This is a genomic window from Microbacterium natoriense (genome assembly GCF_030816295.1).
Lineage (GTDB): Bacteria > Actinomycetota > Actinomycetes > Actinomycetales > Microbacteriaceae > Microbacterium > Microbacterium natoriense_A.
Genome location: NZ_JAUSXV010000001.1, coordinates 3,073,275 through 3,099,436, shown reverse-complemented (window position 1 = coordinate 3,099,436; position 26,162 = coordinate 3,073,275). Strand labels below are relative to the sequence as shown.

Annotated in this window: 22 protein-coding genes; 15 read left to right on the top strand and 7 right to left on the bottom strand. The window is 67.8% G+C overall.

What is annotated here, in order from left to right; genetic code table 11:
• Positions 1-10 precede the first annotated feature (10 nt).
• On the top strand, positions 11-547 hold the full coding sequence (locus QFZ53_RS14600; RefSeq protein WP_307297673.1) for an NUDIX hydrolase: 537 nt from the start codon (positions 11-13) through the stop codon (positions 545-547).
• A gap of 91 nt (positions 548-638) precedes the next feature.
• Here QFZ53_RS14600 and QFZ53_RS14595 read toward each other — a convergent pair whose 3' ends face one another.
• Together QFZ53_RS14595 and QFZ53_RS14590 are read right to left on the bottom strand one after the other, a co-directional pair.
• On the bottom strand, positions 639-2,690 hold the full coding sequence (locus QFZ53_RS14595) for a M3 family metallopeptidase (RefSeq protein ID WP_307297671.1): 2,052 nt from the start codon (positions 2,688-2,690) through the stop codon (positions 639-641).
• Positions 2,687-3,595, bottom strand: coding sequence for a LysR family transcriptional regulator (locus tag QFZ53_RS14590; RefSeq protein WP_307297669.1), 909 nt, complete (start codon positions 3,593-3,595; stop codon positions 2,687-2,689). Before QFZ53_RS14590 ends, QFZ53_RS14595 begins: the two co-directional genes overlap by 4 nt.
• 81 nt (positions 3,596-3,676) lie before the next feature.
• Here QFZ53_RS14590 and tdh point away from each other — a divergent pair, with 81 nt between their 5' ends.
• From tdh to QFZ53_RS14570, 4 genes are read left to right on the top strand one after another with little or no spacing between them, the layout of a single operon-like run.
• A complete protein-coding gene (tdh, locus tag QFZ53_RS14585) occupies positions 3,677-4,720 on the top strand; it encodes an L-threonine 3-dehydrogenase (protein ID WP_292908349.1) in 1,044 nt (347 codons plus the stop codon).
• 18 nt (positions 4,721-4,738) lie between these two features.
• Positions 4,739-5,917, top strand: a complete 1,179-nt coding sequence (locus QFZ53_RS14580) for a glycine C-acetyltransferase (RefSeq protein ID WP_307297665.1) — start codon at positions 4,739-4,741, stop codon at positions 5,915-5,917.
• Between the two features lie 60 nt (positions 5,918-5,977).
• Complete coding sequence (locus tag QFZ53_RS14575; RefSeq protein ID WP_307297664.1) at positions 5,978-6,586, top strand: ArsR/SmtB family transcription factor; 609 nt, start codon at positions 5,978-5,980, stop codon at positions 6,584-6,586.
• A gap of 2 nt (positions 6,587-6,588) precedes the next feature.
• Entirely contained in the window at positions 6,589-6,807 is a 219-nt protein-coding gene (locus tag QFZ53_RS14570; protein WP_292908355.1) for a hypothetical protein, read from the top strand.
• Between the two features lie 34 nt (positions 6,808-6,841).
• Here QFZ53_RS14570 and QFZ53_RS14565 read toward each other — a convergent pair whose 3' ends face one another.
• Both QFZ53_RS14565 and valS read right to left on the bottom strand, forming a co-directional pair.
• The gene (locus QFZ53_RS14565) at positions 6,842-7,054 is read right to left on the bottom strand and encodes a hypothetical protein (protein WP_292908357.1); all 213 of its coding nucleotides are present in this window, start codon (positions 7,052-7,054) and stop codon (positions 6,842-6,844) included.
• Positions 7,054-9,648: a valine--tRNA ligase gene (valS, locus tag QFZ53_RS14560; RefSeq protein ID WP_307297660.1), complete on the bottom strand. Its 2,595-nt coding sequence runs from the start codon at positions 9,646-9,648 to the stop codon at positions 7,054-7,056. The genes QFZ53_RS14565 and valS overlap by 1 nt, the downstream gene beginning before the upstream one ends.
• Before the next feature lie 165 nt (positions 9,649-9,813).
• On the opposite strand from valS, the gene QFZ53_RS14555 reads away from it, so the two are divergent.
• The 4 genes from QFZ53_RS14555 to QFZ53_RS14540 all read left to right on the top strand — a co-directional run bounded on the left by QFZ53_RS14555 (position 9,814) and on the right by QFZ53_RS14540 (position 14,720).
• Positions 9,814-11,433 carry an ABC transporter substrate-binding protein gene (locus QFZ53_RS14555; RefSeq protein WP_307297658.1) on the top strand — a complete coding sequence of 540 codons (1,620 nt, stop codon included), beginning with the start codon at positions 9,814-9,816 and terminating at the stop codon, positions 11,431-11,433.
• A 61-nt stretch (positions 11,434-11,494) separates the two neighbouring features.
• Positions 11,495-12,448 (top strand): ABC transporter permease, encoded by a 954-nt coding sequence (locus QFZ53_RS14550; protein WP_307297656.1) that lies wholly within the window; start codon positions 11,495-11,497, stop codon positions 12,446-12,448.
• Positions 12,445-13,239 carry an ABC transporter permease gene (locus QFZ53_RS14545; RefSeq protein WP_307297654.1) on the top strand — a complete coding sequence of 265 codons (795 nt, stop codon included), beginning with the start codon at positions 12,445-12,447 and terminating at the stop codon, positions 13,237-13,239. The genes QFZ53_RS14550 and QFZ53_RS14545 overlap by 4 nt, the downstream gene beginning before the upstream one ends.
• Positions 13,236-14,720, top strand: a complete 1,485-nt coding sequence (locus QFZ53_RS14540; protein WP_307297652.1) for an ATP-binding cassette domain-containing protein — start codon at positions 13,236-13,238, stop codon at positions 14,718-14,720. The genes QFZ53_RS14545 and QFZ53_RS14540 overlap by 4 nt, the downstream gene beginning before the upstream one ends.
• Before the next feature lie 3 nt (positions 14,721-14,723).
• On the opposite strand, the gene QFZ53_RS14535 is transcribed toward QFZ53_RS14540, so the two are convergent.
• Positions 14,724-15,374: a pentapeptide repeat-containing protein gene (locus QFZ53_RS14535; RefSeq protein WP_307297648.1), complete on the bottom strand. Its 651-nt coding sequence runs from the start codon at positions 15,372-15,374 to the stop codon at positions 14,724-14,726.
• A gap of 243 nt (positions 15,375-15,617) precedes the next feature.
• On the opposite strand from QFZ53_RS14535, the gene QFZ53_RS14530 reads away from it, so the two are divergent.
• The 5 genes from QFZ53_RS14530 to ndk all read left to right on the top strand — a co-directional run bounded on the left by QFZ53_RS14530 (position 15,618) and on the right by ndk (position 22,384).
• Positions 15,618-16,457: an endonuclease domain-containing protein gene (locus tag QFZ53_RS14530; protein WP_307297645.1), complete on the top strand. Its 840-nt coding sequence runs from the start codon at positions 15,618-15,620 to the stop codon at positions 16,455-16,457.
• Between the two features lie 435 nt (positions 16,458-16,892).
• On the top strand, positions 16,893-20,240 hold the full coding sequence (gene ileS / locus QFZ53_RS14525; RefSeq protein WP_307297642.1) for an isoleucine--tRNA ligase: 3,348 nt from the start codon (positions 16,893-16,895) through the stop codon (positions 20,238-20,240).
• The gene (locus tag QFZ53_RS14520) at positions 20,237-21,589 is read left to right on the top strand and encodes a bifunctional folylpolyglutamate synthase/dihydrofolate synthase (RefSeq protein WP_292908375.1); all 1,353 of its coding nucleotides are present in this window, start codon (positions 20,237-20,239) and stop codon (positions 21,587-21,589) included. Before ileS ends, QFZ53_RS14520 begins: the two co-directional genes overlap by 4 nt.
• Positions 21,586-21,966 carry a DUF4233 domain-containing protein gene (locus QFZ53_RS14515; protein WP_292908377.1) on the top strand — a complete coding sequence of 127 codons (381 nt, stop codon included), beginning with the start codon at positions 21,586-21,588 and terminating at the stop codon, positions 21,964-21,966. The genes QFZ53_RS14520 and QFZ53_RS14515 overlap by 4 nt, the downstream gene beginning before the upstream one ends.
• Position 21,967: 1 nt before the next feature.
• A complete protein-coding gene (ndk, locus tag QFZ53_RS14510) occupies positions 21,968-22,384 on the top strand; it encodes a nucleoside-diphosphate kinase (protein ID WP_102192635.1) in 417 nt (138 codons plus the stop codon).
• 64 nt (positions 22,385-22,448) lie between these two features.
• Here ndk and QFZ53_RS14505 read toward each other — a convergent pair whose 3' ends face one another.
• Positions 22,449-23,057: a vitamin K epoxide reductase family protein gene (locus tag QFZ53_RS14505; RefSeq protein WP_292908384.1), complete on the bottom strand. Its 609-nt coding sequence runs from the start codon at positions 23,055-23,057 to the stop codon at positions 22,449-22,451.
• A 282-nt stretch (positions 23,058-23,339) separates the two neighbouring features.
• Between QFZ53_RS14505 and QFZ53_RS14500 the strand changes: the two genes are divergently transcribed.
• Positions 23,340-25,775 (top strand): Rne/Rng family ribonuclease, encoded by a 2,436-nt coding sequence (locus QFZ53_RS14500; protein ID WP_307297638.1) that lies wholly within the window; start codon positions 23,340-23,342, stop codon positions 25,773-25,775.
• Here the strand turns inward: QFZ53_RS14500 and QFZ53_RS14495 are convergent.
• On the bottom strand, positions 25,740-26,006 hold the full coding sequence (locus QFZ53_RS14495; protein ID WP_292908388.1) for a DUF4031 domain-containing protein: 267 nt from the start codon (positions 26,004-26,006) through the stop codon (positions 25,740-25,742). The two genes, QFZ53_RS14500 and QFZ53_RS14495, sit on opposite strands and share 36 nt — an antisense overlap.
• Between the last annotated feature and the right edge of the window lie 156 nt (positions 26,007-26,162).

The window sequence follows — 26,162 nt, the reverse complement described above, 5'->3', positions numbered from 1 at the left end:
GTCTGAGCGGATGAGCGCCTCCCCGGAGCGCTGGCACGTCGTCTGCAGCGAGCTCGTGGTCGCGGACCGCTGGATCCGTCTGCGTGCAGATGACTGCCGCGACGCGAGTGCGCGCTCGATCGCGCCGTACTACGTGCTCGAGTACGGCGATTGGATCTCGTTGCTCGCTCTCGACGAGTCGGGCGATGCCGTGGTCGTGGAGGAGTACCGGCATGGCGCGGGAGTCGTCGCGGTGGGCACCGTCGGCGGTGGGGTGGAGCCCGGCGAGCGCCCTGCGGATGCCGCAGTACGCGAGCTGCGGGAGGAGACAGGGTACGCAGCTGGTGAGATCATCGACCTCGGCGCCACCTGGGCGAACTTCGGAAACCACACCAACCGCGTGCACCACTTCCTCGCACTCGGCTGCCGACGTGTCGGCGAACAGCAGCTCGACCCGAACGAGTCGATCGCCGTCCATGTGCTCTCGCCTGACGGTCTCGACGAGCACCTCGAGCAGAGCTACCACCAGCTCACCTGGTACAAGGCGATGGAGTGGCTGGGGCGCTGATGGGCACGTCCCGGTTGGAATCGGGAGAACTCGGCTCCGTCGTCGAGGTCTGCGACTTGCCGCCGCCCTGACCGTCAGGTCAGGGGCATAGTCATCCTTCCAGTCCCCGGCGCTTCAGCAGGGGAGCGATTTCAGCATTGCGGCCGCGGAAGTCGCGGTACGCCTCGAGGGGATCCTTCGCGCCGCCGACGCCGAGCAGACGGGAGCGGAATCGGTCGCCGTTCTCGCGCGTGAGGCCGCCGTTCTCGCGGCACCACTCGACCGTGTCGGCGTCGAGCACCTCGCTCCAGATGTACGAGTAGTAGCCCGCGCTGTAGCCGCCCGAGAACACGTGCGCGAAGTACGCGGACGAGTAACGGGTCGGCACCACGGGATCGTCGAGGCCGATGTCGGCGAGAGCCGCCGCTTCGAAGGCCGCGACGTCGTCGACCCCGGCATCCGTCCCGATCCGATGCCAGGCCTGGTCGAGCCAGGCCGCAGCCAGGTACTCGCCGGTCGCGTGCCCTTGGTCGAAGGCCTCCGTCGCCCGGAGACGCTCGACGACCGCGGGGTCCAAGGGTTCGCCGGTCTCGTGATGACGGGCGTAGTTGTCGAGCACTTCGGGCCAGAGGATCCACATCTCGTTCACCTGGCTGGGGAACTCGACGAAGTCGCGGAAGACGTTGGTGCCGGCGAAGTGCGGATAGGTGACGGTCGCGAACAATCCGTGCAGCGCGTGGCCGAACTCGTGGAAGAGAGTCGTGACCTCGTCGAGCGTGAGGAGTGTCGGCTCTCCTTCACCCGGCTGGGCGACGTTGAGGTTGTTCACGACGACAGGAGCCGTGCCGCGCAACCGCGACTGGCTCACGATCGGGTTCATCCACGCGCCGCCTCTTTTGGCGTCGCGCGTGTAGAGGTCGAGGACGTAGAGGCCGAGGGCGCTGCCGTCGGCGTCGAACACCTCGAAGACTCGGGCGCCGGGATGGTAGGAGGGAATATCCGCTCGCTCGGTGAACGTCACACCGTACAGCCGGGTCGCGGCGAAGAACACTCCGTCCTGCAGCACGCGCTCGGCCTCGAACCACGGCCGCAGCGCCGCCGTGTCGATGTCGTATCGCGCCGTGCGGACTTTCTCGGTGTAGAAAGACCAGTCGTGCGCCTCCACGGGGAACGCAACAGGTTCGGTCTCATCGACGATCGCCTGCAGGGCTTCCCGTTCGGAACGCGCGTTGCGGGCAGAGGGTGCCGCGAGCTCTCGCAGCATCCGCTCGACCGCCTCCGGAGTACCTGCGGTCTCGTCGGCCGTCACGTAGGCGGCGTGCGAGTCGTAGCCGAGCAGCGCTGCGCGCTCGGCGCGCAGCCGTGCGATCTCGGCAAGGACCGGGCGGTTGTCGTTGTCGTTGTCGCGCGAGGCCCTGGCGAGGGATGCCGCCATGATGCGGCGCCGAGATTCGCGGTCGCGCAGCTGCGCGAGATAGGGGTGTCCTGTGAACAGCGGCAGCGAGATCAGATGCCTGCCGTCGAGACCGCGGTCGCTCGCCGCACGGGCGGCCGCGGACAACTCGCCGCTGCTGAGACCGTCGAGATCGGCGGCATCGTCGAAGACGACGGCCAGCTCGTTCGTGTCGTTCAACAGGTTGCGTTCGAACGTCGTGCTGAGCGTCGACAGCTGCTGATTCAGCTGCGTGAGCCGGGCCTTGGCCTCATCGTCGAGTGCGGCGCCCGCATGCGTCATCTCACGGAACCGGCGCTCGACCAGGTAGCGCTGCTCGGCGTCGAGATCGAGCGAGCCGAGCTGCTCGTGCACCTGCCGCACGCGCCAGTACAGCGCGGCATCGAGCGTGATCGCGTCGTCGTGCGCTGCCATCAGCGGGGCGAGCTCCTCGTCGACCGCCTGGATCTCGGGTGTCGCGTCCGCCGAGCTCACGGTGTAGAAGGCGTGCGCGACTCGGTCGAGCAGCTCTCCTGAGCGCTCGAGCGCCTCTATCGTGTTCTCGAACGTCGGCATCGACCGCACCATCGTGATGCGCGAGATCTCGCTCAGGTGCTCGGCGAATGCCGCCTCGAACGCAGGCAGGTAGTGCTCGGGCCTGATGTTCGCGTAGTCCGGGAGACCGTAGGGGAGAGCGGATGGCTGCAGCAGCGGGTTCGATGCGTCGGTCATTCCTTGAGCCTAGTCATCACCCGCTCCAGCGCCTCGACGACGATCCGCACCGAGCGTCGGCGCAGATTCTCCGGGCGTGCGAGCACGTCGATGAGGCGATGGGTGCTCACGCCCCGAAGAGGAAGACGGACGATGTCACGGTCGTCGACGCTGCGCGAGGTGTAGCGCGGCAGCATCCCGAGCACCTCGCCGGCCGCGACGACGGCTGAGACCGCCCCGTAGTCGTTGATGCGGTGGCGCACGTCGACGGCGCGCCCTGTGAGAGCAGAGACGGCGCGCAGGACGTCGTCGGGGGAATAGCCGACACGGCTGGTCACCCAGGGCTGATCGATGACATCGACGGGCTCGACCCAGTCGCGCGAGGCGAGCGCGTGGGAAGCGGCGACGGCGACGTCGAGTGGCTCGCGGACGAGTGTGAGACTGCGGATGCCGGTGCTCGGCCAAGGATCGGAGTGCTCCATGCGATGCGCAAGAACGAGGTCGTAGCGGGCTGTCAGCGCGGGGAAGTCGCTTTGCGCGACGTCCTCGTCGGTGAGCTTCACGGTGAGTGTCGATCCGGTCTCCGACAGCTCCCTGATGAGGGAGCCGAACAGCGCCTGCCCGGCGCTGTGGAATCCGCTCACGGTCACGACACCGCTCGGCAGGGTCTCGAACGCGTCGAGAGCGCTCCGCGCTGCCGCCATCGCGTCGATCGCCTCAGTTCCCGCAGCGGCGAGCACTTCGCCGGCGGCGGTCAACGCGAGTCGTCGGCCGTCCTTGCGCGTGAGTGGAGTGCGAAAGCCCCGCTGAAGTGCGGCCAGATGCTGTGACACTGCCGACGGGGTGACATTCAGTGCGTCTGCGACAGCAGCGGCGCTGCCCAGCGCGCCGAGCTCGCGCAGAATCTGCAGCTGGTGGATCTCCATGAGAAGAGTTTAGTAACGACTATATGAATGATGCAGAAAGTCCCGATTGATCTACATCATCGGATGCACTGGAATCGGAGCATGAGGGCATTGTTCAAAGCCGAACGGGCACCCGGACTCGAACTCACCGAGCGTCCGGATCCGGTCGCGGGGGCCGACGAGGTCGTCATCCGCGTCCTGCGCACCGGAATCTGCGGGACTGATCTGCACATACGCCGATGGGACGAGTGGGCGGCGTCTGCCATCTCCGCTCCGCTGATTCCGGGGCACGAGTTCTACGGCGAGGTCGTGGAGGTGGGCCCGCTCGTGCATGACATCGCGGTGGGCGACCGGGTCTCGGGCGAGGGGCATATCGTCTGCGGCACCTGCCGCAACTGCCGCGCCGGTCGTCGTCAGATGTGCATTCGCACGATCGGTCTCGGCCTGCAGCGCGACGGCGCCTTCGCCGAGTACCTCTCGCTGCCGGCGACGAACGTCTGGGTGCATCACGCGGACGTCGCGCCCGAGCTCGGGGCGATCTTCGATCCGCTCGGCAATGCCGTGCACACCGCTCTCACCTTCCCGCTCATCGGCGAAGACGTCCTCGTCACCGGCTGCGGCCCGATCGGGCTGATGGCGATCGCCGTGGCCCGTCATGCGGGGGCCCGTTTCATCGTGGCCACGGATGTCAGCGCACCACGGCTCGAGATGGCGAAGCGGATGGGGGCGGACGAGGTCGTCGACGTCTCCATGCGCGACATCCGAGACGCCCAGCACGCCCTCGGCATGCGTGAGGGTTTCGACATCGGGTTCGAGATGAGCGGTGCGGCGACCGCCCTTCCGGCCATGATCGACAACATGAACCATGGCGGACGGATCGCGATGCTGGGGCTGCCGAACACAGGATTCGGCGTCGACTGGGGCAAGCTCGTGACGCACATGCTCACCATCAAGGGCATCTACGGTCGCGAGATGTTCGAGACGTGGAATGCGATGGGCGCGATGCTGCAGACGAGCGCGACGCTGCGCGAGTCGATCGGGCGGGTCATCGCCGAGGTCATCCCGGCGAAGGACTGGGAGAAGGGCTTCGCCGCGGCGGAGTCGGCGGGAACAGGGAAGATCATCCTCGACTGGACGCGGTTGTAGAAGAAGACGGAGTTTGTGATGTACGGAACATTTCAGAAGCACGTGACGGCGGAACTCGCAAGCATCGAGGAAGCAGGTCTCACGAAGCACGAGCGCGGCATCCGCGGACCGCAGAGCGCCGAGATCATCGCGGACGGCGCGGAGGTGCTGAACTTCTGCGCGAACAACTACCTCGGTCTCGCCGACGACCCCCGGATCCTCTCCGCAGCCAAGGGGGCGCTCGACGAGTGGGGCTATGGACTCGCCAGTGTGCGATTCATCTGCGGCACTCAGGAGCAGCATCTCGAGCTCGAGCGTCGGCTTTCCGGCTTCCTCGGCACGGATGATGCGATCCTGTTCTCATCGTGCTTCGACGCCAACGGGGGAGTGTTCGAGACGCTCTTCGGCCCGGAGGATGCGATCATCTCCGACGAGTTGAACCACGCCTCGATCATCGACGGCGTCCGGCTGTCCAAAGCTCGTCGCCTCCGCTACCGCAACCGCGACATGGCCGACCTCGAAGAGCAGCTGAAGGCCTCATCCGATGCGCGATTCCGCGTGGTCGTCACCGACGGCGTGTTCTCGATGGACGGGTACATCGCACCTCTCGCGGAGATCTGCGATCTCGCCGAGCGGTACGACGCGCTCGTCTTCGTCGACGACTCGCACGCTGTCGGCTTCGTGGGCGAGAACGGCCGTGGCACTCCGGAACTCTGCGGCGTCGCCGATCGCATCGACATCTACACCGGCACGTTCGGCAAGGCGCTCGGCGGGGCGTCCGGAGGCTACGTCGCCTCGCACTCCGACATCGTCGCACTGCTGCGCCAGCGCTCGCGGCCCTATCTCTTCTCGAACACTCTCGCCCCGGCGATCGTCGCCGGCACGCTGACCGCGCTCGATCTCGTCGAGGCATCGGCCGACCTGCGAGCACGACTGCGCGAGAACGCCGCGCTGTTCCGCGAGCGCATGGGCGCCGAGGGCTTCGAACTCCTGCCGGGGGAGCACCCGATCGTTCCGGTCATGTTCGGAGATGCCGCGTTGACCGCGCGCATCGCGACGGAGATGCAGGCGCAGGGTGTCTACGTCACCGCCTTCAGCTACCCCGTCGTCCCTAGAGGGCTCGCCCGGATCCGTGTGCAGCTGTCAGCGGCGCACACGGCCGAGCAGATCGAGCGCTGCGTGGCCGCGTTCGTCGCCGCTCGGGCATCTGTGAACTGATTCGGACAATATGCAAAGAAACCCTTGCAAAGATCTCTTTGCAAGGGTATCTTTGCATATATGACGACGAACGAAGAAGGTCGCACTCTCGACTCCGGAGCGCTGAAGGCGCTGGCGCACCCGCTGCGGGTGCGGATCTACGATCTCCTCAGTGAGCGGGGGCCGCAGACGGCCAGCACTCTGGCCGCGCTGATCGGGGAGACGTCCGGCGCCACCAGCTACCACCTTCGCGCGCTCGCGTCACACGACCTCATCCGCGAGGTCGCCGGTCGTGGCACGGCGCGCGAACGCTGGTGGGAGCGTCCGAAGGGGCGCATCAATCTTCCCGGTCCTGACGAGCAGATGTCCCCGTCGAACCGGGCCGCCGCGCAGATCGTCACGTCCGAGTTCTTCCGGCTGCGTCACCGGACGCTCATGGACTACCTGAACCGATCGAGCGCCGACGTGCCGGAGGGCTGGGAAGATGCCGGGCTCGTCATGACGACGATGCTCGACCTCACCCCTGACCAGATGGGCGCCGTCAAGGAGGAGCTCACCGCGGTGATCGACGCCGCCATCGAACGGTACCGCGGGCAGGAGACGCTGCCCGGAACGCGACGCGTGACTCTGCGCGCCGAGATATTCGACCTTCCGACGGCGAACAGCCGCCAGACGATGCCAGAGGAGTGATCATGACCACCGCAACGCTTCGACTCGCCACACCGACCCCCTTCGAGCGCGTCCTGCAGAGTGTCGCCCGCGGACTCTCCCAGCACGTCGAGCGCCGTGTAGCCGCGCGTGCCGCGCGCCGGGAGATAGCCTTCGACATGCTGCGCGAACAGCAGGCGCGACGCCACGATCCTCGTGAGGTGGAGCATCTGCTCGCGTCTGCGGGTCTCCCGCGCCGCTGACCGCGCGCCCCTTCCCGAGGTGCGGCGTCGGTTGTCAGTCCTCGAAGGGGCGGGAGACGACGCCGGATGCGGTCTGAAGGACTTCCCAGCCGGCGTCGAGTTCCGCGATCGCGCGTCCTTCGAGCCAGGTGAGGGTCCAATGCCCGCTCAGTCCACGCGCTTCCACCTCGGCGATCGCCGGGCGGAGAGCTGCGGGGACCGAAGCAGGCGGCTCCGATCCGGTCGCCCAGCGCGTGCCCAGCTGCATCAGGCGCCCTCGACCGGAGCGAGTTCGATCGCCGTGACGGCGAAGGCCTCGGCTTCGGTGAACTCGAGCTGCTCGATGCGACCCACCGCACGAAGGTCGTCGGCAGCCGCGCGCAGGGCATCGAGCTTGGCCGCCGGTGCGGCGATCGCGGCCCGTGAGACGGGGGTCTTCTGAGAGGCCTTGGCCTCGGTCTTCGCGCGGCGGATGCCGATAAGCGCTTCACTCGCCGCCGACAGCACCGCGGGGTCACCCTCGATGCCGAGCGGCTCGGGCCAGGATGCCGTGTGCACCGACCCCTCCTCGAACCACGACCACACCTCTTCGGTCGCGAAGGAGAGGATCGGTGCGAGCAGGCGGAGCAGGGTCGACAGGGCCAGGCGCAGCGCGAGGGCGGCGGATGCCTGTCCCACATCGTTCTGGTTGTACGCGCGCTCTTTCACGAGCTCGAGGTAGTCGTCGCAGAACGTCCAGAAGAAGGCCTCGGTGACTTCGAGCGCCTTCGCCTGGTCGTAGTTCTCGTATGCCTTCGTGGCTTCGGCGATCACGGAGTCGAGCGCCGTGAGCATCGATGCGTCCAGCGCATGAGTGACCTGGGCGCCCTCCGGCACGGGGAAGGACAGCACGAACTTCGCCGCGTTGAGGACCTTGATGGCCAGGCGGCGGCCGATCTTGACCTGCGTGGGGTTCTGCGGGTCGAACGCCGCGTCCATGCCGAGCCGGCTCGACGCTGACCAGTACCGCACAGCATCCGACCCATGCGTGTCGAGGATGTCCGCCGGCGTCACCACGTTGCCCTTGGACTTCGACATCTTCTTGCGGTCGGGGTCGACGATGAAGCCGCTGATCGCGGCGTTGCGCCATGGCGAGCGGCCGTCCTCGAGCGTCGAGCGCAGCATGGTCGAGAAGAGCCAGGTGCGGATGATGTCCTGTCCCTGCGGGCGCAGGTCGAACGGGGCGGTGAGCTGCCACAGCTCATCGTCGCGCTGCCATCCACCCGCCAGCTGGGGAGTGAGCGAGGAAGTCGCCCACGTGTCGAGGATGTCGGCTTCGGCCTCGAAGCCGCCAGGCACGTCGCGCTGGTCCTCGGCGAACCCGTCGGGCACATCGGTCGTCGGGTCGATCGGCAGAGCCGCGTGGTCAGGCGTCAGCACGCGGGCGTAGTCGCGCTCTCCGTTCTCGTCGAGCGCGTACCACAGCGGGATCGGCACGCCGAAGAAGCGCTGGCGAGACACCAGCCAGTCGCCGGTGAGACCGCCGACCCAGTTCTCGTAGCGCACGCGCATGAAGTCGGGGTGCCAGGCGAGTTCGTTGCCGTGCGCGATCAACCGGTCGCGCAGTTCGGCGTCGCGAGCGCCGTTGCGGATGTACCACTGGCGCGTCGACACGATCTCGAGCGGGCGGTCGCCCTTCTCGAAGAACTTCACGGCGTGGTTGAACGGCTTGCCGACGGCGGTCATGTCGCCGGTCTCCTGCAGCTTCTCCACGATCTCCTTGCGAGCGGAGAACACCGTCTTGCCGGCGAGGTGCTCCTCGTACCAGGCGCGGGCGTCTGCCGATCCGACCAGGGAAGGCGCCTCGGGGAGGAATCGTCCGTCGAGGCCGATCGTGGTCATGTTCGGCAGATCACGGCCATCGACGGTGCGCAGCTCGCGCCACCAGATGATGTCGGTCACGTCGCCGAAGGTGCAGACCATCGCCGCGCCCGTGCCCTTGTCGGCGAGGGCGAGGTGGTGACCGTGGATCTCGATCTCCGCGTCGAAGAACGGCGTCTTGACCTTCGTGCCGATCAGATGCTTGTGCGGACCCTCGGGGTGCGTCACGATCGCGATGCAGGCGGGAAGAAGCTCGGGCCGTGTGGTCTCGATCGTGATCGCGCCGCTGCCGTCGGCGAACGGGAAATCGATCGTGTGATACGCCGCCTGCTGATCGCGGTCCTCGAGCTCCGCCTGCGCGATCGCCGAGCGGAAGTCGATGTCCCAGAGCGTGGGCGCCAGCGCCTGATAGGCCTCGCCGCGCTCGATGTTGCGCAGGAAGGCGAGCTGGCTCTGGCGGATCGTGTCGTCGGAGATGGTGCGGTACGTCTGCGTCCAGTCCACGCTCAGTCCGAGCTGGCGGAAGAGCGCCTCGAACTGCTTCTCGTCCTCGACGGTCAGCCTCTCGCACAGCTCGATGAAGTTGCGGCGGCTGATCGGCTTCTGGTCGGCTGCGCGCGACGACTTGTTGTCGCCGCCCTCGAACGGCGGAGCGAAGTCGGGGTCGTAGGGGAGCGAGGGATCGCAGCGGACGCCGTAGTAGTTCTGCACACGACGCTCGGTGGGCAGGCCGTTGTCGTCCCAGCCCATCGGGTAGAAGACCGTCTTGCCGCGCATGCGCTCGAAGCGCGCCTTGATATCGGTGTGGGTGTACGAGAACACGTGACCGATGTGGAGGGAGCCGGATGCCGTCGGCGGGGGCGTGTCGATCGAATACACGCCGTCGCGGCCCGACTGCGCGGCGCGGATGCGGTCGAACAGGTACGTGCCCTGCTCGGACCACGCCTCGTTCCACTTCGCTTCGAGACCTTCGAGTGCGGGCTTGTCGGGAATCACGGACATAAGGGAGGTCTCCTCGAGCGATGTATACGGCACTGTGTGAGCGTGCCTGAGTGTGGATGTGCTCCCAGTGTACCGACCGCGTAACGACCGGGCCGTACATCGACCGGGTCCAAGAATCGGCCGTAGAATCGGAGCATCCCGAATCGAACTTCCTGAGGAATCGTCATGCCTGCACGCCTCACGCGTCGCCTCCTTCCCCTCGCCGCGATCGCCGCGGCATCCGCTCTCGTCCTGAGCGCCTGTGCGCCATCCGCCGGAGGAGAGAGCGGTGGCGACGAACTCGTATGGTCGATCGAAGGTGCGAACCTCTCGGCCGGGCACATGGATCCGCAGGTGAGCCAGCTCGACGTCTCGGGAATGGTTCAGCGCGCAGTGCTCGACTCGCTCGTCTTCCAGGAGGACGACGGCAGCTTCTCACCGTGGCTCGCCACGAAGTGGGACGTCTCTCCGGACAGCACCGAGTACACCTTCACGCTCCGCGACGATGTGACCTTCACCGACGGCGAGAAGTTCGACGCGGCCGCCGTCAAGGCGAACTTCGACCGCATCGTCGACCCCGAGACCGAATCGGCACAGGCAGCCAGCATGCTCGGCGCCGACTTCTACGACGGCACCGAGGTGATCGACGACTACACGGTGAAGGTCAGCTTCACGCAGCCGTACGCACCGTTCCTGCAGGCGGCGAGCACGCCGCAGCTCGGCTTCTACTCGCCGAAGGTTCTGAAGGAGTCGGCCGACAAGCTCAAGGCCGGCGGCCCCGGCATCACAGTCGGCACCGGCCCCTTCGAACTGACCGAGTACACGCCCGACCAGGAGATCGTGTACACGCGCAACGACGACTACGCCTGGGGCCCGGGCGAGGAAGGCTCGAAGGCCCCGAAGTTCGAGACGCTCCGCGTGGAGATTCAGCCCGAGGCGTCGGTGCGCACGGGCGTCATCGAGAGCGGCGAGTCCGATCTCGCCAGCAACGTGCCGCCGAACCTCGTGGCGGGCCTCGATGACGCGATCACGGTCGACTCCGTCGAGTACCCCGGTCTGCCGTACTCGCTGTACCTGAACGAGAAGTACGGCGTCTTCGCCGACGAGAAGGTGCGGCAGGCGTTCTCCCGCGGAATCGACATCGACGCAGCCGTCGACGAGATCTACTTCGGACAGTTCCCGCGCGCGTGGAGCGTCCTCGGGTCGACCACGCCCGGCTACGACGCCTCTCTCGAGGGAACCTGGCCCTTCGACCAGGATGCGGCGAACACTCTTCTGGACGAGGCAGGCTGGACCGCACGCGACGCCGACGGCATCCGCATGAAGGACGGCAAGCGCCTGTCCGTCCGCTGGATCGCGTGGACCCCGATCCCCGACGACCGCGCCGCTCTCGCGAACGCGATCCAGTCGGATCTCAAGGAGATCGGCTTCGAGGTCGTCCGCGAGGAGCTCGAGCCCGGCGCCTACAACGAGCAGTACGGACCCAAGACGTTCGATCTGACCGATTGGGGCTTCTCGGGCGTCGACCCCGACTTCCTGCGCAATCACCTGCACACCGACGGGTTCCAGAACGCCTCGCAGGTCTCCGATCCGGCGCTCGACGCACTGCTCGAAGACGCTGTGGCCACGAGCGATCAGGGCGCCCGTGACGAGCTCTACACCGAGGTGCAGCAGTGGAATGCGCAGCACGTCGCGATCGTGCCTCTCTACAGCCCCTCGGCGATCACCGCCGTGGGCGAGCGCGTCAAGGGACTCGACTACGACCTGTACGGCCGGCCGCTGTTCTACGATGTGAGCGTCGGCTGAACCCCAGCGGTCGTTGAGCGAGCACAGCGGGCGCCGTACCGAGCGAGCGGAGCGAGTCGGAGTGACGAAGCGCGTGAAGGCGGTGCTGCTGAGGATCGCCGGGATCGCCGCATCCGCTCTCGCCGTTCTCTGGGGGGCAGCCACCCTCGCCTTCCTCGCGTTCCGGGTGATCCCCGGTGACCCGGTGTCTGTCATGCTCGGACCACAGGCCCAGGTGAGCGACGCGGTCAAGGATTCCATCCGGGTGGAACTGGGACTCGATCGGCCTCCGCTGGAGCAGTACGCGGCGTTCATCGGGCGACTCGCGCAGGGCGACCTGGGCGAGTCGTACCAGCTGCGGATGCCGGTCGCAGAGGTGATCGGCAGACAGCTCGGTGCGACGCTGCAGTTGTCGGCGGTGGCTCTCGTCATCGCGGTGGTCCTGGCTCTCACAGTGACGGTGCTGGTGCGGGGTCGGCTCGGGAGGGCGTTGGCCGCGGGCGTCGAGCTGGTCGTGCTGTCATCGCCGGTGTTCTGGATCGGCCTCGTGCTGCTCAGCGTGTTCGCGTTCGGGCTGGGTTGGTTCCCCGTATCAGGAGCGCGCAATCCGGCCACCATCGTGCTTCCCGCCGTCACTCTCGCGTTGCCGGTGGCCGCGCTTCTGAGTCAGGTGCTCAGAGACGGCCTGGTGCAGGCGGAGCGGATGCCGTTCGCCGAGACAGTCCGCGCACGCGGCGCCGGGCCTTCCTGGTTCACCGTGCGGCACGGACTGCGGCACGGCGGTGCAGGAGCGATCACACTCGCCGCGTATCTGACGGGGTCTGTGCTGGGTGGTGCCGTGCTCGTCGAAACGGTGTTCGCACGCCCTGGGCTCGGACGCATCACGCTCTCGGCGATCAGCAACCGAGACCTGCCGGTCATCACCGGCATCATCCTGCTGAGCGCCCTGGTGTTCGTGTGCGTGAACATCGTCGTCGAGCTGTCGCATCCGCTGATCGACCCACGGCTGCGTTCACAGCAGAGGGCTGTTCGATGAAGCGCGTACTGCTGTGGACGGCGGTCGGGGTGCTCGCCGTGATCGCGTTCGCGGCGCTCTTCCCCGACGTGTTGACCGCCAGAAGCCCGCTGGAGACCGATGTGCGCTCCGCCCTGCTGCCGCCCAGCGCCGAGCATCTCTTCGGCACCGACCAGAGCGGGCGCGATGTGTTCTCCCGCGTGGTCCACGGCGCCGGTCGGTCGGTGGGCATCGGGCTCCTGGCGACCGCTGTCGCTCTGATCGCGGGCCTGCTGATCGGTGCGATCGCGGGCGTCGCGCCTCGCGGCGTCGACGTCGCGATGATGCGAGTGAACGATGTGCTGATGGCCTTCCCGGAGTTCCTCGTCGCGCTCGTGGTCGTGGCCGTGCTGGGGCCGGGCGCGGTCAACATCGCGATCGCGGTGACGCTCGCGGCCGTCCCCGTCTACATCCGGCTCGCACGCGTGCAGACCCGGTCGCTGCGGCTCGCAGAACACGTCGAGGCCGCGCGGATCCTCGGAGTCCCGCCGCTGCGGGCGTTCGTGCGGCACGTGATGCCCGGTGTGCTCGGCTCCCTCAGCGTGCTGGCCACGATCGGAATCGGTTCGAGCATCCTCGCCGCAGCCGGCCTGAGCTTCCTCGGACTGGGACCATCAGAGCCGACGCCCGAATGGGGGCTCATGCTGGCGGGCGGGCGCAATGTGCTCGGCCAGGCGTGGTGGATCTCGGTCTTCCCCGGCATCGCCGTCACGCTCACCGTGGTGGCGGCCACAGTCGTCGGCCGGGTGCTGCGCTCAGGGAGGGCCTCGTGAACCCGGCGCTCGAGGTGCGGGGGCTGCGCGTGAGCTTCGGCGGAACGCAGGTGGTCGACGGGGTCTCGCTCGCCGTCGAACCAGGGGAGTGCGTCGCGATCGTGGGGGAGTCGGGTGCCGGGAAGTCGCTCACGGCGCGGGCGCTTCTGGGGCTCCTCCCCGTCGACGCGTCGGTGCACGCTGATCGACTGCTGATCGACGGCGTCGAAGCCGACGGCATGGGCGAGCGCGGGTGGCGCAGACTGCGCGGTTCGCGCATCGCTCTCGTCTCGCAGGACGCCCTCGTGTCGCTCGACCCGCTCCAGCGCATCGGCCGTGAGGTCACGGAGGCCCGTCGGCTGCACGGTCTTCCAGACGGCCGCGATGAGGTACAGGTGCTGTTGAGGCGAGTGTGGATGCCTGAACCCGAACTCCGAGCACGTCAGTACTCGCATCAGCTGTCCGGCGGTCTCCGGCAGCGGGCCCTGATCGCCTCGGCACTGGCGGCAGATCCGGCGGTCCTCGTGGCAGACGAACCCACCACCGCGCTCGACGCCACGGTGCAGGCGCGCATCCTCGCCCTGTTGCGGGAGATCGCGGATGCCGGCACCGCCGTGCTGTTCATCAGTCACGACTTCGCCGCCGTGCGCCGCCTCGCTGATCGCGTGCTGGTGATGCGTCGGGGCGTCGTCGTCGAAGAGGGCCCCGTGAGCGAGGTGCTGGAGAACCCGCAGCACCTGTACACGCGTCAGCTCATCGAGGCGACGCAGCATTCACCCCGAGACGTGCAGATGCCCGTGTCGGATCACGTACTCGTCGCGACCGGGGTGTCGAAGGTATTCGGCGAGACCACGGCGGTGAGCGAGGCGTCGTTCGCGGTGCCGAAGGGGCGCACACTCGGCATCGTGGGGGAGTCGGGGTCGGGAAAGACGACGCTCGCGCGGATCGTGGTCGGCGTGGAGCGGCCGGATGCGGGCGAACTGCACTGGGCGGGGGAGACCCGCGTGCAGCTCGTGCACCAGAATCCCCTGGGGGCTTTCGATCCGCGCTGGACGATCGGCCGGTCTCTCCGAGAGGCGCTCGCCGCGGGCGGCGTGCCGCGAGCGAAGCGGGCGGAACGGGTCGCCGAGCTCATGAACGAGGTGGATCTCGATCCTGTGCTGGCCCTGCGCCGGCCACTCGCACTTTCCGGTGGGCAGCGTCAGCGTGCGGCGATCGCCCGAGCGCTCGCCGCGGAGCCGGACGTGCTCGTGCTCGACGAGCCCGTGTCGGCTCTCGACCCCTCCGTCCGCGAGCGGGTGCTGCAGCTGCTGGTCCGTCTGCAGCGAGAGCGCCGGCTCACGATGGTCTTCGTGTCGCACGATCTCGACGTGGTCGGGGCCGTGGCGGATGAGGTTCTCGTGATGCAGGACGGGCGGATCGTCGAGCAGGGCGCGACCGGTGCCGTGTTCGCGGCTCCGCAGCATCCGTTCACGAGGGAACTGCTCGCCGCCGGGTCGTGACCCTCAGTCGTTGACCTGGATGCCGATGCCCGCAGCGAGAACCGGCGCGAGCTGCTGAACCTGGAACGACGTCAGCGTGGTACCGCGCAGGCTGTTGGCATCGAGGTAGCTCATGGCGTCGAGCCCTCGGAGGTCGACGTTGACCGCCCGCAGGCCGCGCGGATCCACTTCGTCGCTGGATGTTCCCGTGAAGCGCACCCGGGTCAGCTCTGCCTGCGGGAGATCGATCGTGCGAATGGCGCAGTCGACGATGTCGACATCTGTGGCCTTGGCTCCGCCGAGGTTCAGGTAGTCGACGCGCAGGTCGCGCAGCTCGAGTTCGTCGATGCGCGCCTCGCTGAGATCGAGAGTGCCGATCCTTCCGCCGGAGATGCGCAGGCGTCGGATGCCGGACCCGCGCATGCGCAGCGAGGCGATGCGGGCGCCCGTCACGGCGACGTCGAGAATCGTCGCGCCGGTGAGGTCGACGGCATCCGCGTCTGCAGCGATCGTGCACTGCTCGAGCGAGGCGTAGGCGAGGTTCGCGGTGCCCGTGAGATCGAGCCGGGCCGCGAGGAGGTCTGCACCTCGCGCCGCCACGGCGGGATCGAGATCATCTGGCAGGTCGGGCGACGAGACGCGCGGTGCGGCAGGGGATTCGGGAGAGCGAGCCATGGTTCGAGCGTAGGTGCTGTCTTGGACACCGGTCGGCGGCAGCGCTTCGGAAGGCATCCTGCGCTTGAGAAGGACGTTCAGACACGGGGGATCCTTCCCTGGCGCAGTTGTCCGTCGCTCGAGCGGTTGAACCCCGCCACCACCCGCTCTGCACACCGCAGGGCTAGGACGGGTTCTCCACCGAACCGGGCGTTTCGCTGAGGGCGGGCGACCAAGCGGCCAGTGGATCTGGATACTGGCGGAGTGGCATCCACCGCTCAACTGCTCGCACTCCTGACCGAACTCGGCGGGGTCGTGCGCGCTGTCGTGGTCGCCGAGCGCGGGATCTCGCGATGGGTTCTCGACGATGCCGTCGCGCGCGGTCAGGTGATCCGCCCGCGACGCGGCTGGATCGCTCTGCCCACGGCCGAGAGAACGCTGGTCGCCGCGGCGCGATTCGGCGTGGTGCTGACGTGTCGGACCCAGGCGAGTCTGCTCGGGCTGTGGGTTCACCATCACGGAGGGCCTCCGCATTTCGCCGTTCCCCACAACGCCAAGCGCAAACTCGCGGTCGAAGCGAAACTCCACTGGGGAGCGCCCCTCGTGCCGAGAGATCCTGGCGCGCTCGTGGATCCCATCGAGAACGTCCTCGCGAACATCGCCGAGTGTGAGCCGTTCGAGCAGGCGCTCGCCACATGGGAATCCGCGCTCAACAAGTCTCTGGTCACACTCGACACCCTGCGCGGCTATTCATGGAAGCCCGCAGCGCGGCGGGTGCTCGAGCAGGCCATGCCCTTCGCGGATGCCGGGCTTGAGACGTATCTGCGAACTCGGCTCCGTTGGCTGAGGGTGCCGATCCTGACGCAGATCTGGATCGCAGGGCACCGCGTCGACACCTTGATCGGCGATCGTCTGATCGTCCAGATCGATGGTGCGCATCACGTCGGCGCACAGCGCTCGGAGGACATCCGGCACGATGCCGAGCTGCGGCTCATGGGCTACACGGTGATCCGGGTCTCGTACACCCAGATCATGTTCGAGTGGCCGATGGTACAGGACCTGATCATGCGCGCGGTGGCTCAGGGTCTGCATCTGGCGGTCTGAGAGCCAGCGCTTCGGAAGGCGAACAGCGGTTGAGTCGGACGATCGCAACAGAATCTTCCGTCCCAGGCGCGGGTTGCCTTCTGGGGTGCAGTCCGACTGGAGGGAGAAAGAGCGGCGAGTGAAGAGGAGAAGGATGCGGCGAGCGCAGACCCGGGCGGGGCGAGCAGATGCCGCCGCGCAGCGCGTACACTGGAGGGACGAGCATCGATCCGGCCATCACCGGGGAGCTCTCGGAAGAACGCTTTCGGCAGACGCAGCGCAAGCGGCGGGTCGGAGTCAGTAGAACCGAGCGGGGCAGGCCCGTCACAGCCGCAGTGAGAGTGGCCCCGCCGTGAGGCGCGGTAAGCGAGGTGGTACCGCGGTTCGCCTGGTCAGTGAAGTGATCCAGGCAGATCGTCCTTGCGGCAGCATCCGCCACGACTCCTGCGAGACGACATGACCTACCCCCGCACCTCCGCCTTCGGCCCCGCGGCCGACGCTTCGACAGGCTCAGCGACCCAGGTCGTCGCCCCGAGCCCGCGCTTCCCTGACATCGAGCGCGAGATCCTCGACTTCTGGCACGCTGACCAGACGTTCCGTGCGTCGATCGACCAGCGTGAGGGCGCCGACGAATGGGTCTTCTACGACGGTCCCCCGTTCGCGAACGGCCTGCCTCACTACGGCCACCTGTTGACCGGCTACGCCAAGGACGTGTTCCCGCGCTTCCAGACCATGCTCGGCAAGAAGGTCGACCGTGTCTTCGGCTGGGACACGCACGGTCTGCCTGCGGAGCTCGAGGCGATGAAGCAGCTCGGCATCACCGAGAAGAGCGAGATCGAGGACATGGGCATCGACGTCTTCAACGCGAAGGCGAAGGACTCGGTGCTCGTTTACACGCACGAGTGGCAGGACTACGTCACCCGCCAGGCCCGCTGGGTCGACTTCGAGCGTGGATACAAGACGCTCGACCTCGGCTACATGGAAAGCGTGCTCTGGGCGTTCAAGACCCTGTACGACAAGGGTCTCGCCTACGAGGGCTACCGCGTGCTGCCGTACTGCTGGCGCGATGAGACGCCGCTGAGCGCGCACGAGCTGCGCATGGACGACGACGTCTACAAAGACCGCCAGGATCCGTCGGTCACAGTGTCGTTCCCGCTGGCCGGGGCGGATGCCGAGGCGAAGGGCCTCGCGGGCGTCCGCGTTCTCGCGTGGACTACCACGCCATGGACCCTGCCGACCAACATGGCGCTCGCCGTGGGCCCGGAGATCGAGTACGCCGTCGTCGCCGCGGGTCCCGAGGGTGCGTCCGAGGGCCTCGAGGGCGTGAAGTACCTCCTCGCGCAGGATCTCCTCGCCGGCTACGCGAAGGATCTCGGCTACGAAGACGCCGCGGCTGCGGCAGAGGCGGTCGAGCGCACCATCAGCGGTGCCGACCTCGGCGGGCTCCGCTACGAACCGCTCTTCGACTACTACGCCGACACCGAGACCTACGGCACCGAGAACGCCTGGCAGATCCTCGTCGACGACTACGTGTCCACCAGCGACGGCACGGGCGTGGTGCACCAGGCGCCCGCCTACGGTGAGGACGACCAGCGCGTGGCGGAGGCCGCCGGCATCCCGACCATCCTGTCGCTCGACGACGGCGGACGCTTCCTCTCGAACGTCACCGACGTCGCGGGCCTGCTGTGGATGGACGCCAACACGCCGATCATCCGTCTGCTCCGCGCAGAGCAGCGACTCGTGCGCGAGCAGAGCTACGTGCACTCCTATCCGCACTGCTGGCGCTGCCGGAACCCCCTGATCTACAAGGCCGTCTCCAGCTGGTTCGTCCGCGTGACCGACATCAAAGACCGGATGCTCGCGAACAACGAGCAGATCACGTGGGTGCCCGAGAACGTCAAGCACGGCCAGTTCGGCAAATGGCTCGAGGGCGCACGCGACTGGTCGATCAGCCGCAACCGCTACTGGGGCTCGCCCATCCCGATCTGGAAGAGCGACGACCCGGAGTATCCGCGCATCGACGCCTACGGCTCTCTCGAAGACCTCGAGCGCGACTTCGGCACGCTGCCGCGCAACCCCGAGGGCGAGATCGACCTGCACCGTCCCTACATCGACGACCTGACCCGTCCGAACCCCGACGACCCCACTGGGAAGTCCACGATGCGCCGCATCGAGGACGTGTTCGATGTGTGGTTCGATTCGGGATCGATGCCCTACGCGCAGGTGCACTACCCGTTCGAGAACCAGGAGTGGTTCGACTCGCACGCACCCGCCGACTTCATCGTCGAGTACATCGGGCAGACCCGCGGCTGGTTCTACGTGATGCACGTGCTCTCGACCGCGCTGTTCGACCGTCCGGCGTTCACCGGCGTGAGCTGCCACGGCATCGTGCTCGGCTCCGACGGCTACAAGATGTCGAAGTCGCTGAGAAACTACCCCGACGTCTCCGAGGTGCTCGACCGCGACGGCTCCGACGCCATGCGCTGGTTCCTCATGTCGAGCTCGGTGCTCCGAGGCGGCAACCTCGCCGTCACGGAAGAGGGGATCCGCGCCGGAGTGCGCGAGTTCCTGCTGCCGCTGTGGAACTCGTGGTACTTCTTCGCGACCTACGCCAATGCGGCGAACCCTTCGACAGGCTCAGGGACCCAGACGGGGTATGAGGCGTCCTGGAGGACCGACTCGACCGACGTGCTCGACCGCTACATCCTGGCGCGCCTCGGCGACCTCGTCCGCGAGGTGAAGAGCGACCTCGAGGGCCTGGACTCGACCACGGCATCCGCTCTTCTGCGGGACTTCGCCGAGGTGTTGACCAACTGGTACATCCGTCGTTCGCGCGACCGCTTCTGGGCCGGCACATCGACCGAAGCGTTCGACACGCTCTACACGGTGCTCGAGACCCTGTGCCGCGTGGCTGCCCCGCTCGTCCCGCTCGTGAGCGAGCGCGTGTGGCAGGGACTCACCGGCGGACGCAGCGTGCACCTGCAGGACTGGCCGGATGCCGACGCCTTCCCCGCCGCCGACGAGATCCGCGACGCGATGGACGCCGTCCGCGAGCTCTCGAGCGTCGGCAACGCGCTGCGCAAGAAAGAGAAGCTCCGCGTACGCCTGCCTCTCGCATGCCTGACCGTCGTGTCGCCGCACGCTGCGACGCTCGGACAGTTCGAGGACATCCTCCGCGAGGAGCTGAACGTGAAGTCCGTCGAGCTCGTGCCGCAGTCCGAGACCACGGCAGCCGACTACGGCATCGATCACCGCCTCAGCGTCAACGCCCGCGCGGCCGGCCCGCGCCTCGGCAAAGAGGTGCAGAAGGTCATCCAGGCCGCACGCAATGGCTTCTGGACCGAGGAGAACGGGATCGTCACGGCTGACGGCATCGCTCTGGAGCCGGGGGAGTACGAACTCGTGCTCGAGACCACCGGGCGTCCGGAGGGCGAGGCGCTCGCGATCGTCCCCTCCGGCGGCTTCGTGCTGCTCGACACGGCGACCACCCCGGAGCTCGAAGCCGAGGGCCTCGCCCGCGACGTGATCCGCGCCGTGCAGGAGACCCGCAAGAACGCGGGCTTCGACGTGAGCGACCGGATCAGGCTCGACCTGATCTTCGCGAGCGAAGCGGATGCGGATGCGGTCGACGCTGCCTTCGAGATCGCCGATGTCGCGGGGGAGACCCTGGCGCTCGAGCACGGAGTCCACCGCGGAGACGCCGGGGCGCCTGCTGCGGAGTTCACCGCCGTGATCCCTGCAGGGACCTACGCGAACACGGGCGACTTCACGGTCGCCGTCAGCCGGATCGGAGCAGCCTCATGAGTGCGCGCGAAAGAGCGGATGCCGTCTACGAGGCGCTTCTGAGCCGGGCGGGGGAGCGCTGGGTGCAGCCGCGCAAGGAGCGCGTCGCGCGCATCCTCGCGTTCCTCGATGATCCGCAGAAGACGTACCGCGTCGTGCACATCACGGGCACGAACGGCAAGACCTCGACCGCGCGCATGATCGAGACGCTGCTCCGGGCGCACGATCTGCGCACCGGTCTGTTCACGAGCCCCCACCTCGAGCGGTTCACCGAACGCATCATGATCGACGGCGAGCCGATCTCGGACGAGGCCGTCGCCGACGCCTGGGATGAGATCGAACCCTTCATCGGCATCGTCGACGCCGAGCTCGAAGCAGCCGGCGACGCGCCCCTGACGTTCTTCGAACTGCTCACGGTGCTCGCCTTCGTGGCTGTGGCGGACGCCCCGGTCGATGTGCTCGTGCTCGAGGTCGGCATGGGCGGTGAATGGGACTCGACGAACACGGCTGACGGAGACGTCGCAGTCTTCGCCCCGATCGACATCGATCACGCAGACCGGCTCGGAAGCACGATCGCGGCCATCGCCGAGGTCAAGGCCGGCATCATCAAGGAGGGTGCGGCCGTCGTCTCGGCCGAGCAGCCGGCCGAGGCCGCCGCGGTGCTGCGCCGGGTCGCCGCCGAGAAGAACGCCACGATCTCGTTCGAGGGAGCGGATTTCGGTCTCGCCGAGCAGAAGCTCGCCGTGGGCGGCCAGCTGCTGACGATCCGCGGACTCGCGGGAACCTACGCCGAGGAGTACCTGCCGCTGTACGGCGCTCACCAGGGCCACAATGCGGCCCTCGCGGTCGCCGCCGTAGAATCCCTGATCGGCGGCGGCAGCAAGCCGATCGCGGCTGACATCGTCACCGATGGCCTGCAGTCGGTGACATCGCCCGGTCGCCTGCAGCTGTTGGGCATCGCGCCGACTGTGATCGTCGACGCCGCCCACAATCCGCACGGTGCGGCCGCGCTCGTGCAGGCGATGGACGACAGCTTCGACTTCGACGAATGGGGCGTCGTGCTCGGCGTGCTGGCCGACAAGGACGCAGCGGGCATCGTCGCGCATCTGGCGCCGGCATCCGCTCACGTCTTCGCGACCGCGCCCGAGAGCGACCGCGCCAGCGACGCCGACGCCATCGCCGACCTCGTCGAGGCGGCCGGCCACAGGGCGAGTGTCCACCCGACGCTGGCCGACGCCGCCGATGCAGCGCGCGAGTGGGCGGCCTCATCGGATCGACGGGCCGTCGTGATCGCGGGGTCCGTCGTGCTGGCAGGCGAGGCGATCGCTCTCGCCGAGGAAGAGGACTGGAAGTCCGGGTGGCGCGCGTGAGACCGCAGCGCACGCTTGTGCAGAAGCTCGCCCCGATCGTCCTGGGCTTCGAATCGATCGTGGTGTTCCTCGCCGGCCTCACGGTGTTCGGTCTGAAGGCGCTGCCCGCGGGCGTACCGCCTTGGTGGGGCATCGTCGGCGGCGCGGTCATGGGACTTGCGTGCATCGCCGTCGCGGGGATGATCACGAAGCCGTGGGCGATCACGGCCGGCTGGGTGATCCAGGCGATCATCGCCCTGTCCGCGGTGCTCGTACCCTCGATCCTGCTCGTCGTCGTGATTTTCGGCGGCATGTGGGCGTATGCGACGATCATGGGGGCGAAGCTGGACGCACGACGCCCCGCCGCCGAATCCCCGACTCAGACAGAGAGTGAATGACATGGCCACCGAAGAAACCCTCGTCCTCGTGAAGCCCGACGGCGTCGCGCGCGGCCTCACCGGCGCGATCCTGGCTCGCATCGAGGCCAAGGGATATGCGCTCGTCGACATCCGCCTGGTCGATCCGGACCGCGACCTGCTCGCCGCGCACTACGCCGAGCACGAGGGCAAGCCGTTCTACGAGCCGCTGCTCGAGTTCATGCTCTCCGGACCGTCCGTCGCGATCCGTCTCGCCGGCAACCGCGTGATCGAGGGCTTCCGCTCGCTCGCCGGCACCACCGACCCGACGACGGCCGCGCCCGGCACCATCCGCGGCGACTTCGGCCGCGACTGGGGCCTGAAGGTTCAGCAGAACCTCGTGCACGGCTCGGACAGCCCTGAGTCCGCCGCTCGCGAGCTCGGCATCTGGTTCGACTGAATCTGCCCGGAAACACGACGAACGCCCTCCCCGCCGGGAGGGCGTTCGTCGTTTCCGGTGAGGATCAGAACAGGCTGATGACCGACCCGATCACGTCGACACCTGCGAACTGCGCGAGAGCGATGATGAGCACGAAGGCGACGATGGAGGCGAGCGGCACCCACACGCCGAGGCGCTGCGCACGCTCGCGTGCGGACTCCGAGACGGGGAAGGTTCCGTTCTGGAACAGTTGCAGGACCGTGGAGAAGAACGTGGGAATGACGACCACGTACGTGAGAGCGCACCAGGGGCACAGCGTGTGCAGTTCGAAGAAGCTCTGCCCGATCAACCAGCAGATGAACACGAAGGCGCCGGTGATGCCGAGTCCGTACAGCGCCCAGAACCAGCGCGGGAACCTCGCCCCGGCGAGGATCGCGACTCCGACCACGAGAGGCGCCATCCACCCGGTCAGGCCGATGATCGGGTTCGGAAAGCCGAACACCGAACCCTGCCATGACTCGAGATTGGTGCCGCACTGCAGGAAGACGCTGACATTGCAGTTCAGGTTCGCGTCGGGGTTCTCCAGCACGGCGAACTTGTCGAGGGTGAGCTGGAACGCCGCCCACCAGCCGAAGACGCTCGCGATGATCAGCCAGACGGCATAGACGACGGGGCGGGTGCGCTGCTCGCTCATATGTGGATTATCACAGTGATGGCTATGCATCGGGCGAAAGCGCACCGGCGAAAACGACGCGGAGCCGCCTGGATGCCGCGAACCGCGGCACATGGTGCGATAATGGCCTGTGATGCATCGCTCGGCACACGCCACGGCGCGCATCGACGAAGACTTCGGGGCCGGATGCCCCACGCGATCAGAGCCATGAGCCGGTCGCACAACCAGTGAGTTCGCGGCACCCGCGGGTGCGGCATGAGATTTCGCGGGCACCATGTGCCCCGCGCGAGGAGCAAGCCAGAGATGGCCGATGAGACCAATGACTACGACGCCCCCACCCTCGACTTCGCTGCGGATGCTGACGCGCCCGCAGCGGTAGTCCCCGACGCTCCGGAGACCTCCGCGGTCTCCGAGGCAGCGGAGGGCACCCAGCCGGAGGACGCCCCGGAATCGACTGACGCGCCTCAGGACGAGGCAGTTGCGTCCCCAGAGGCGAGCGACGCCGAGGCGCCGGAGGCCTCGAGCGATGGAACCACGGCTGAGCAGGCCGAAGAGGTCCAGGCGCCGGCTGATGCAGAGCCTCAGGCATCAGAGGTCGACGCGCCGGCGCAGTCCGCACCCGAGACGCCGAGCGTCGAGGAGCCTGCACCCGTCGAGACCCAGGTCACGGCCGTCACGCTCGGTCTGCTGCCCGAGGTGTTCGTCTCGCAGGTCTCCACTCAGCTGCACTTCTATGCTCCGGAGGTCGTGCCGCTGCCGGCCCGCACCGGACGCATCTTCGACCGCATCGCCGAGCGCGACCAGGAAGACGCCCCGGCATCCGCTCGTGGCCGTCGTCGTCGCCGCGGGGGCCCCGAGGGTGACGAGGAGCGTTCCGAGCCGCGTCAGCCCCGTCAGCGGGTGGTGGAGTACATCACCGAGCCGAAGGCCATCAAGGGCTCCACGCGTCTCGAGGCGAAGAAGCAGCGTCGTCGTGACGGTCGCGACGCCGGTCGTCGCCGTCCCGTCGTCACCGAAGCCGAGTTCCTCGCGCGTCGTGAATCCGTCGACCGCAAGATGGTCGTCCGATCCAAGAACGGCCGCACTCAGATCGGCGTCCTCGAGGACGGGGTGCTCGTCGAGCACTACGTCGCTCGCAACCAGGACGCATCCCTGATCGGCAACGTATACCTCGGTCGCGTGCAGAACGTGCTCCCCAGCATGGAGGCCGCGTTCGTCGACATCGGCCGCGGTCGCAACGCCGTGCTCTACTCGGGCGAGGTCGACTGGGACGGTGTGGAGACCGGAAACCAGCCGCGTCGCATCGAACTCGCGCTCAAGCCCGGCGACCGAGTGCTCGTCCAGGTCACGAAAGACCCGGTCGGTCACAAGGGCGCACGCCTCACCAGCCAGATCTCGCTCCCCGGCCGTTACCTCGTGTACGTGCCCGGCGGCTCGATGAACGGCATCAGCCGCAAGCTCCCCGACAACGAGCGTGCTCGTCTCAAGCGCATCCTCAAGGAGGTCCTCCCCGAGTCCTCCGGTGTGATCGTCCGGACCGCGGCGGAGGGCGCCACGGAAGACCAGCTCACCCGTGACGTGCAGCGCCTGACCGCGCAGTGGGAGCACATCCAGAAGCAGGTCGAGAACCAGCAGGCTCCCGCACTGCTGCACGCCGAGCCCGACCTGCTCGTCAAGATCGTCCGTGACGTCTTCAACGAGGACTTCACGAAGATGCTCATCCAGGGTCTGGACGCGCAGCAGACCATCCGCGCCTACCTCGAGAGTGTCGCGCCTGATCTGCTGGAGCGCGTGGAGCCCTACGAGGACGAGACCGACCCGTTCGACGCGTTCCGTATCACCGAGCAGATCGAGAAGGCGCTCGACCGCAAGGTCTGGCTGCCCTCGGGCGGATCGCTCGTGATCGACCGCACCGAGGCGATGACGGTCGTCGACGTCAACACCGGCAAGTTCGTGGGCTCGGGCGGAAACCTCGAGGAGACCGTCACGAAGAACAACCTCGAGGCGGCGGAGGAGATCGTCCGCCAGCTGCGCCTGCGTGACATCGGCGGCATCATCGTGGTCGACTTCATCGACATGGTGCTCGAGTCGAACCGCGACCTCGTGCTGCGCCGCCTGATCGAGTGCCTGAGCCGCGACCGGACGAAGCACCAGGTCGCCGAGGTCACCTCGCTCGGTCTCGTGCAGATGACCCGCAAGAAGCTCGGCCTCGGCCTGCTGGAGACCTTCAGCGAGGCGTGCGACGTCTGCGCCGGACGCGGTGTCGTCGTGCACCACGACCCCGTCGTGAAGCACCGCGCGCCGTCCAACGGCAACGGTCAGCAGAACCGCCGCCAGCGGGGAGGCAGCCCGCAGGGGCCTGCTCAGAGCGCACCGCCCGTGCAGGTCACGACGCACAGCATCCCCGAGGGCGCGAAGTCCGCTCTCGCTCAGATCGCCGCATCCACTCGAGCGCCGCATGCCGACGAGGCAGCGGATGCCGTGGCGCCCGCTGCGGAGCAGGCGTCCGGCTCCGAGCGTGCCAAGAAGCCCCGCAAGAAGCGGGGTGGCGATCGCAAGGCGCCCAAGTCGCCGGCGGAGGCGCTTCTGGACTCGGTCCTCGACGCCCTGCCGGAGCCGAAGGCTCCCGGTCAGGGACGGGGCCGTCGCCGCGTCACCACGGCCGCGCTGACCGGCACGCCGGTGGCCGTCAACAACGACGCCTCAGCGCCGATCTCTGGCGGGGATCCGCAGTCCTGACGCGATGAGCCTGCGCACCAGCTCCTTGCCGGAGACATGGTGCGCGCCGGCGGCGACGAGCCGGGGGAGCATCTCCTCCGGCACGTCGTAGTGGTCGAGGTCGAAGGCGCGCGTAGGCACGCTCTGCGACCGAGCGAACGCGTGGAGCTCCTCGAGGCTCTCGTCGCTGACGAGATGCGCCCACAGCCGTCCATGCGCGGGCCAGCGGGGGTCGTCGACGAGAACGGTCATGTGTCCAGCGTAGGTTCAGACACACCGCCTCGAGCGTTTTGCCTCAGTGCCCGGCATCCGGTAAAGTAGTCCCTTGGTGCGTAAGCCGCGTCGTCCTCAATGGACGGAGCGGAGAGTCTTGCGTTCGCACCCGTCGCCCCGCGGCGCATGCAAGCA

What these genes read in the sequence shown, in the direction of transcription:
- QFZ53_RS14600 (WP_307297673.1), top strand. Translation starts at nt 11, where the DNA reads ATGAGCGCCTCCCCGGAGCGCTGGCACGTCGTCTGCAGCGAGCTCGTG.
- QFZ53_RS14595 (WP_307297671.1), bottom strand. Translation starts at nt 2,690, where the DNA reads ATGACCGACGCATCGAACCCGCTGCTGCAGCCATCCGCTCTCCCCTAC.
- QFZ53_RS14590 (WP_307297669.1), bottom strand. Translation starts at nt 3,595, where the DNA reads ATGGAGATCCACCAGCTGCAGATTCTGCGCGAGCTCGGCGCGCTGGGC.
- tdh (WP_292908349.1), top strand. Translation starts at nt 3,677, where the DNA reads ATGAGGGCATTGTTCAAAGCCGAACGGGCACCCGGACTCGAACTCACC.
- QFZ53_RS14580 (WP_307297665.1), top strand. Translation starts at nt 4,739, where the DNA reads ATGTACGGAACATTTCAGAAGCACGTGACGGCGGAACTCGCAAGCATC.
- QFZ53_RS14575 (WP_307297664.1), top strand. Translation starts at nt 5,978, where the DNA reads ATGACGACGAACGAAGAAGGTCGCACTCTCGACTCCGGAGCGCTGAAG.
- QFZ53_RS14570 (WP_292908355.1), top strand. Translation starts at nt 6,589, where the DNA reads ATGACCACCGCAACGCTTCGACTCGCCACACCGACCCCCTTCGAGCGC.
- QFZ53_RS14565 (WP_292908357.1), bottom strand. Translation starts at nt 7,054, where the DNA reads ATGCAGCTGGGCACGCGCTGGGCGACCGGATCGGAGCCGCCTGCTTCG.
- valS (WP_307297660.1), bottom strand. Translation starts at nt 9,648, where the DNA reads ATGTCCGTGATTCCCGACAAGCCCGCACTCGAAGGTCTCGAAGCGAAG.
- QFZ53_RS14555 (WP_307297658.1), top strand. Translation starts at nt 9,814, where the DNA reads ATGCCTGCACGCCTCACGCGTCGCCTCCTTCCCCTCGCCGCGATCGCC.
- QFZ53_RS14545 (WP_307297654.1), top strand. Translation starts at nt 12,445, where the DNA reads ATGAAGCGCGTACTGCTGTGGACGGCGGTCGGGGTGCTCGCCGTGATC.
- QFZ53_RS14535 (WP_307297648.1), bottom strand. Translation starts at nt 15,374, where the DNA reads ATGGCTCGCTCTCCCGAATCCCCTGCCGCACCGCGCGTCTCGTCGCCC.
- ileS (WP_307297642.1), top strand. Translation starts at nt 16,893, where the DNA reads ATGACCTACCCCCGCACCTCCGCCTTCGGCCCCGCGGCCGACGCTTCG.
- QFZ53_RS14520 (WP_292908375.1), top strand. Translation starts at nt 20,237, where the DNA reads ATGAGTGCGCGCGAAAGAGCGGATGCCGTCTACGAGGCGCTTCTGAGC.
- ndk (WP_102192635.1), top strand. Translation starts at nt 21,968, where the DNA reads ATGGCCACCGAAGAAACCCTCGTCCTCGTGAAGCCCGACGGCGTCGCG.
- QFZ53_RS14505 (WP_292908384.1), bottom strand. Translation starts at nt 23,057, where the DNA reads ATGAGCGAGCAGCGCACCCGCCCCGTCGTCTATGCCGTCTGGCTGATC.
- QFZ53_RS14500 (WP_307297638.1), top strand. Translation starts at nt 23,340, where the DNA reads ATGGCCGATGAGACCAATGACTACGACGCCCCCACCCTCGACTTCGCT.
- QFZ53_RS14495 (WP_292908388.1), bottom strand. Translation starts at nt 26,006, where the DNA reads ATGACCGTTCTCGTCGACGACCCCCGCTGGCCCGCGCATGGACGGCTG.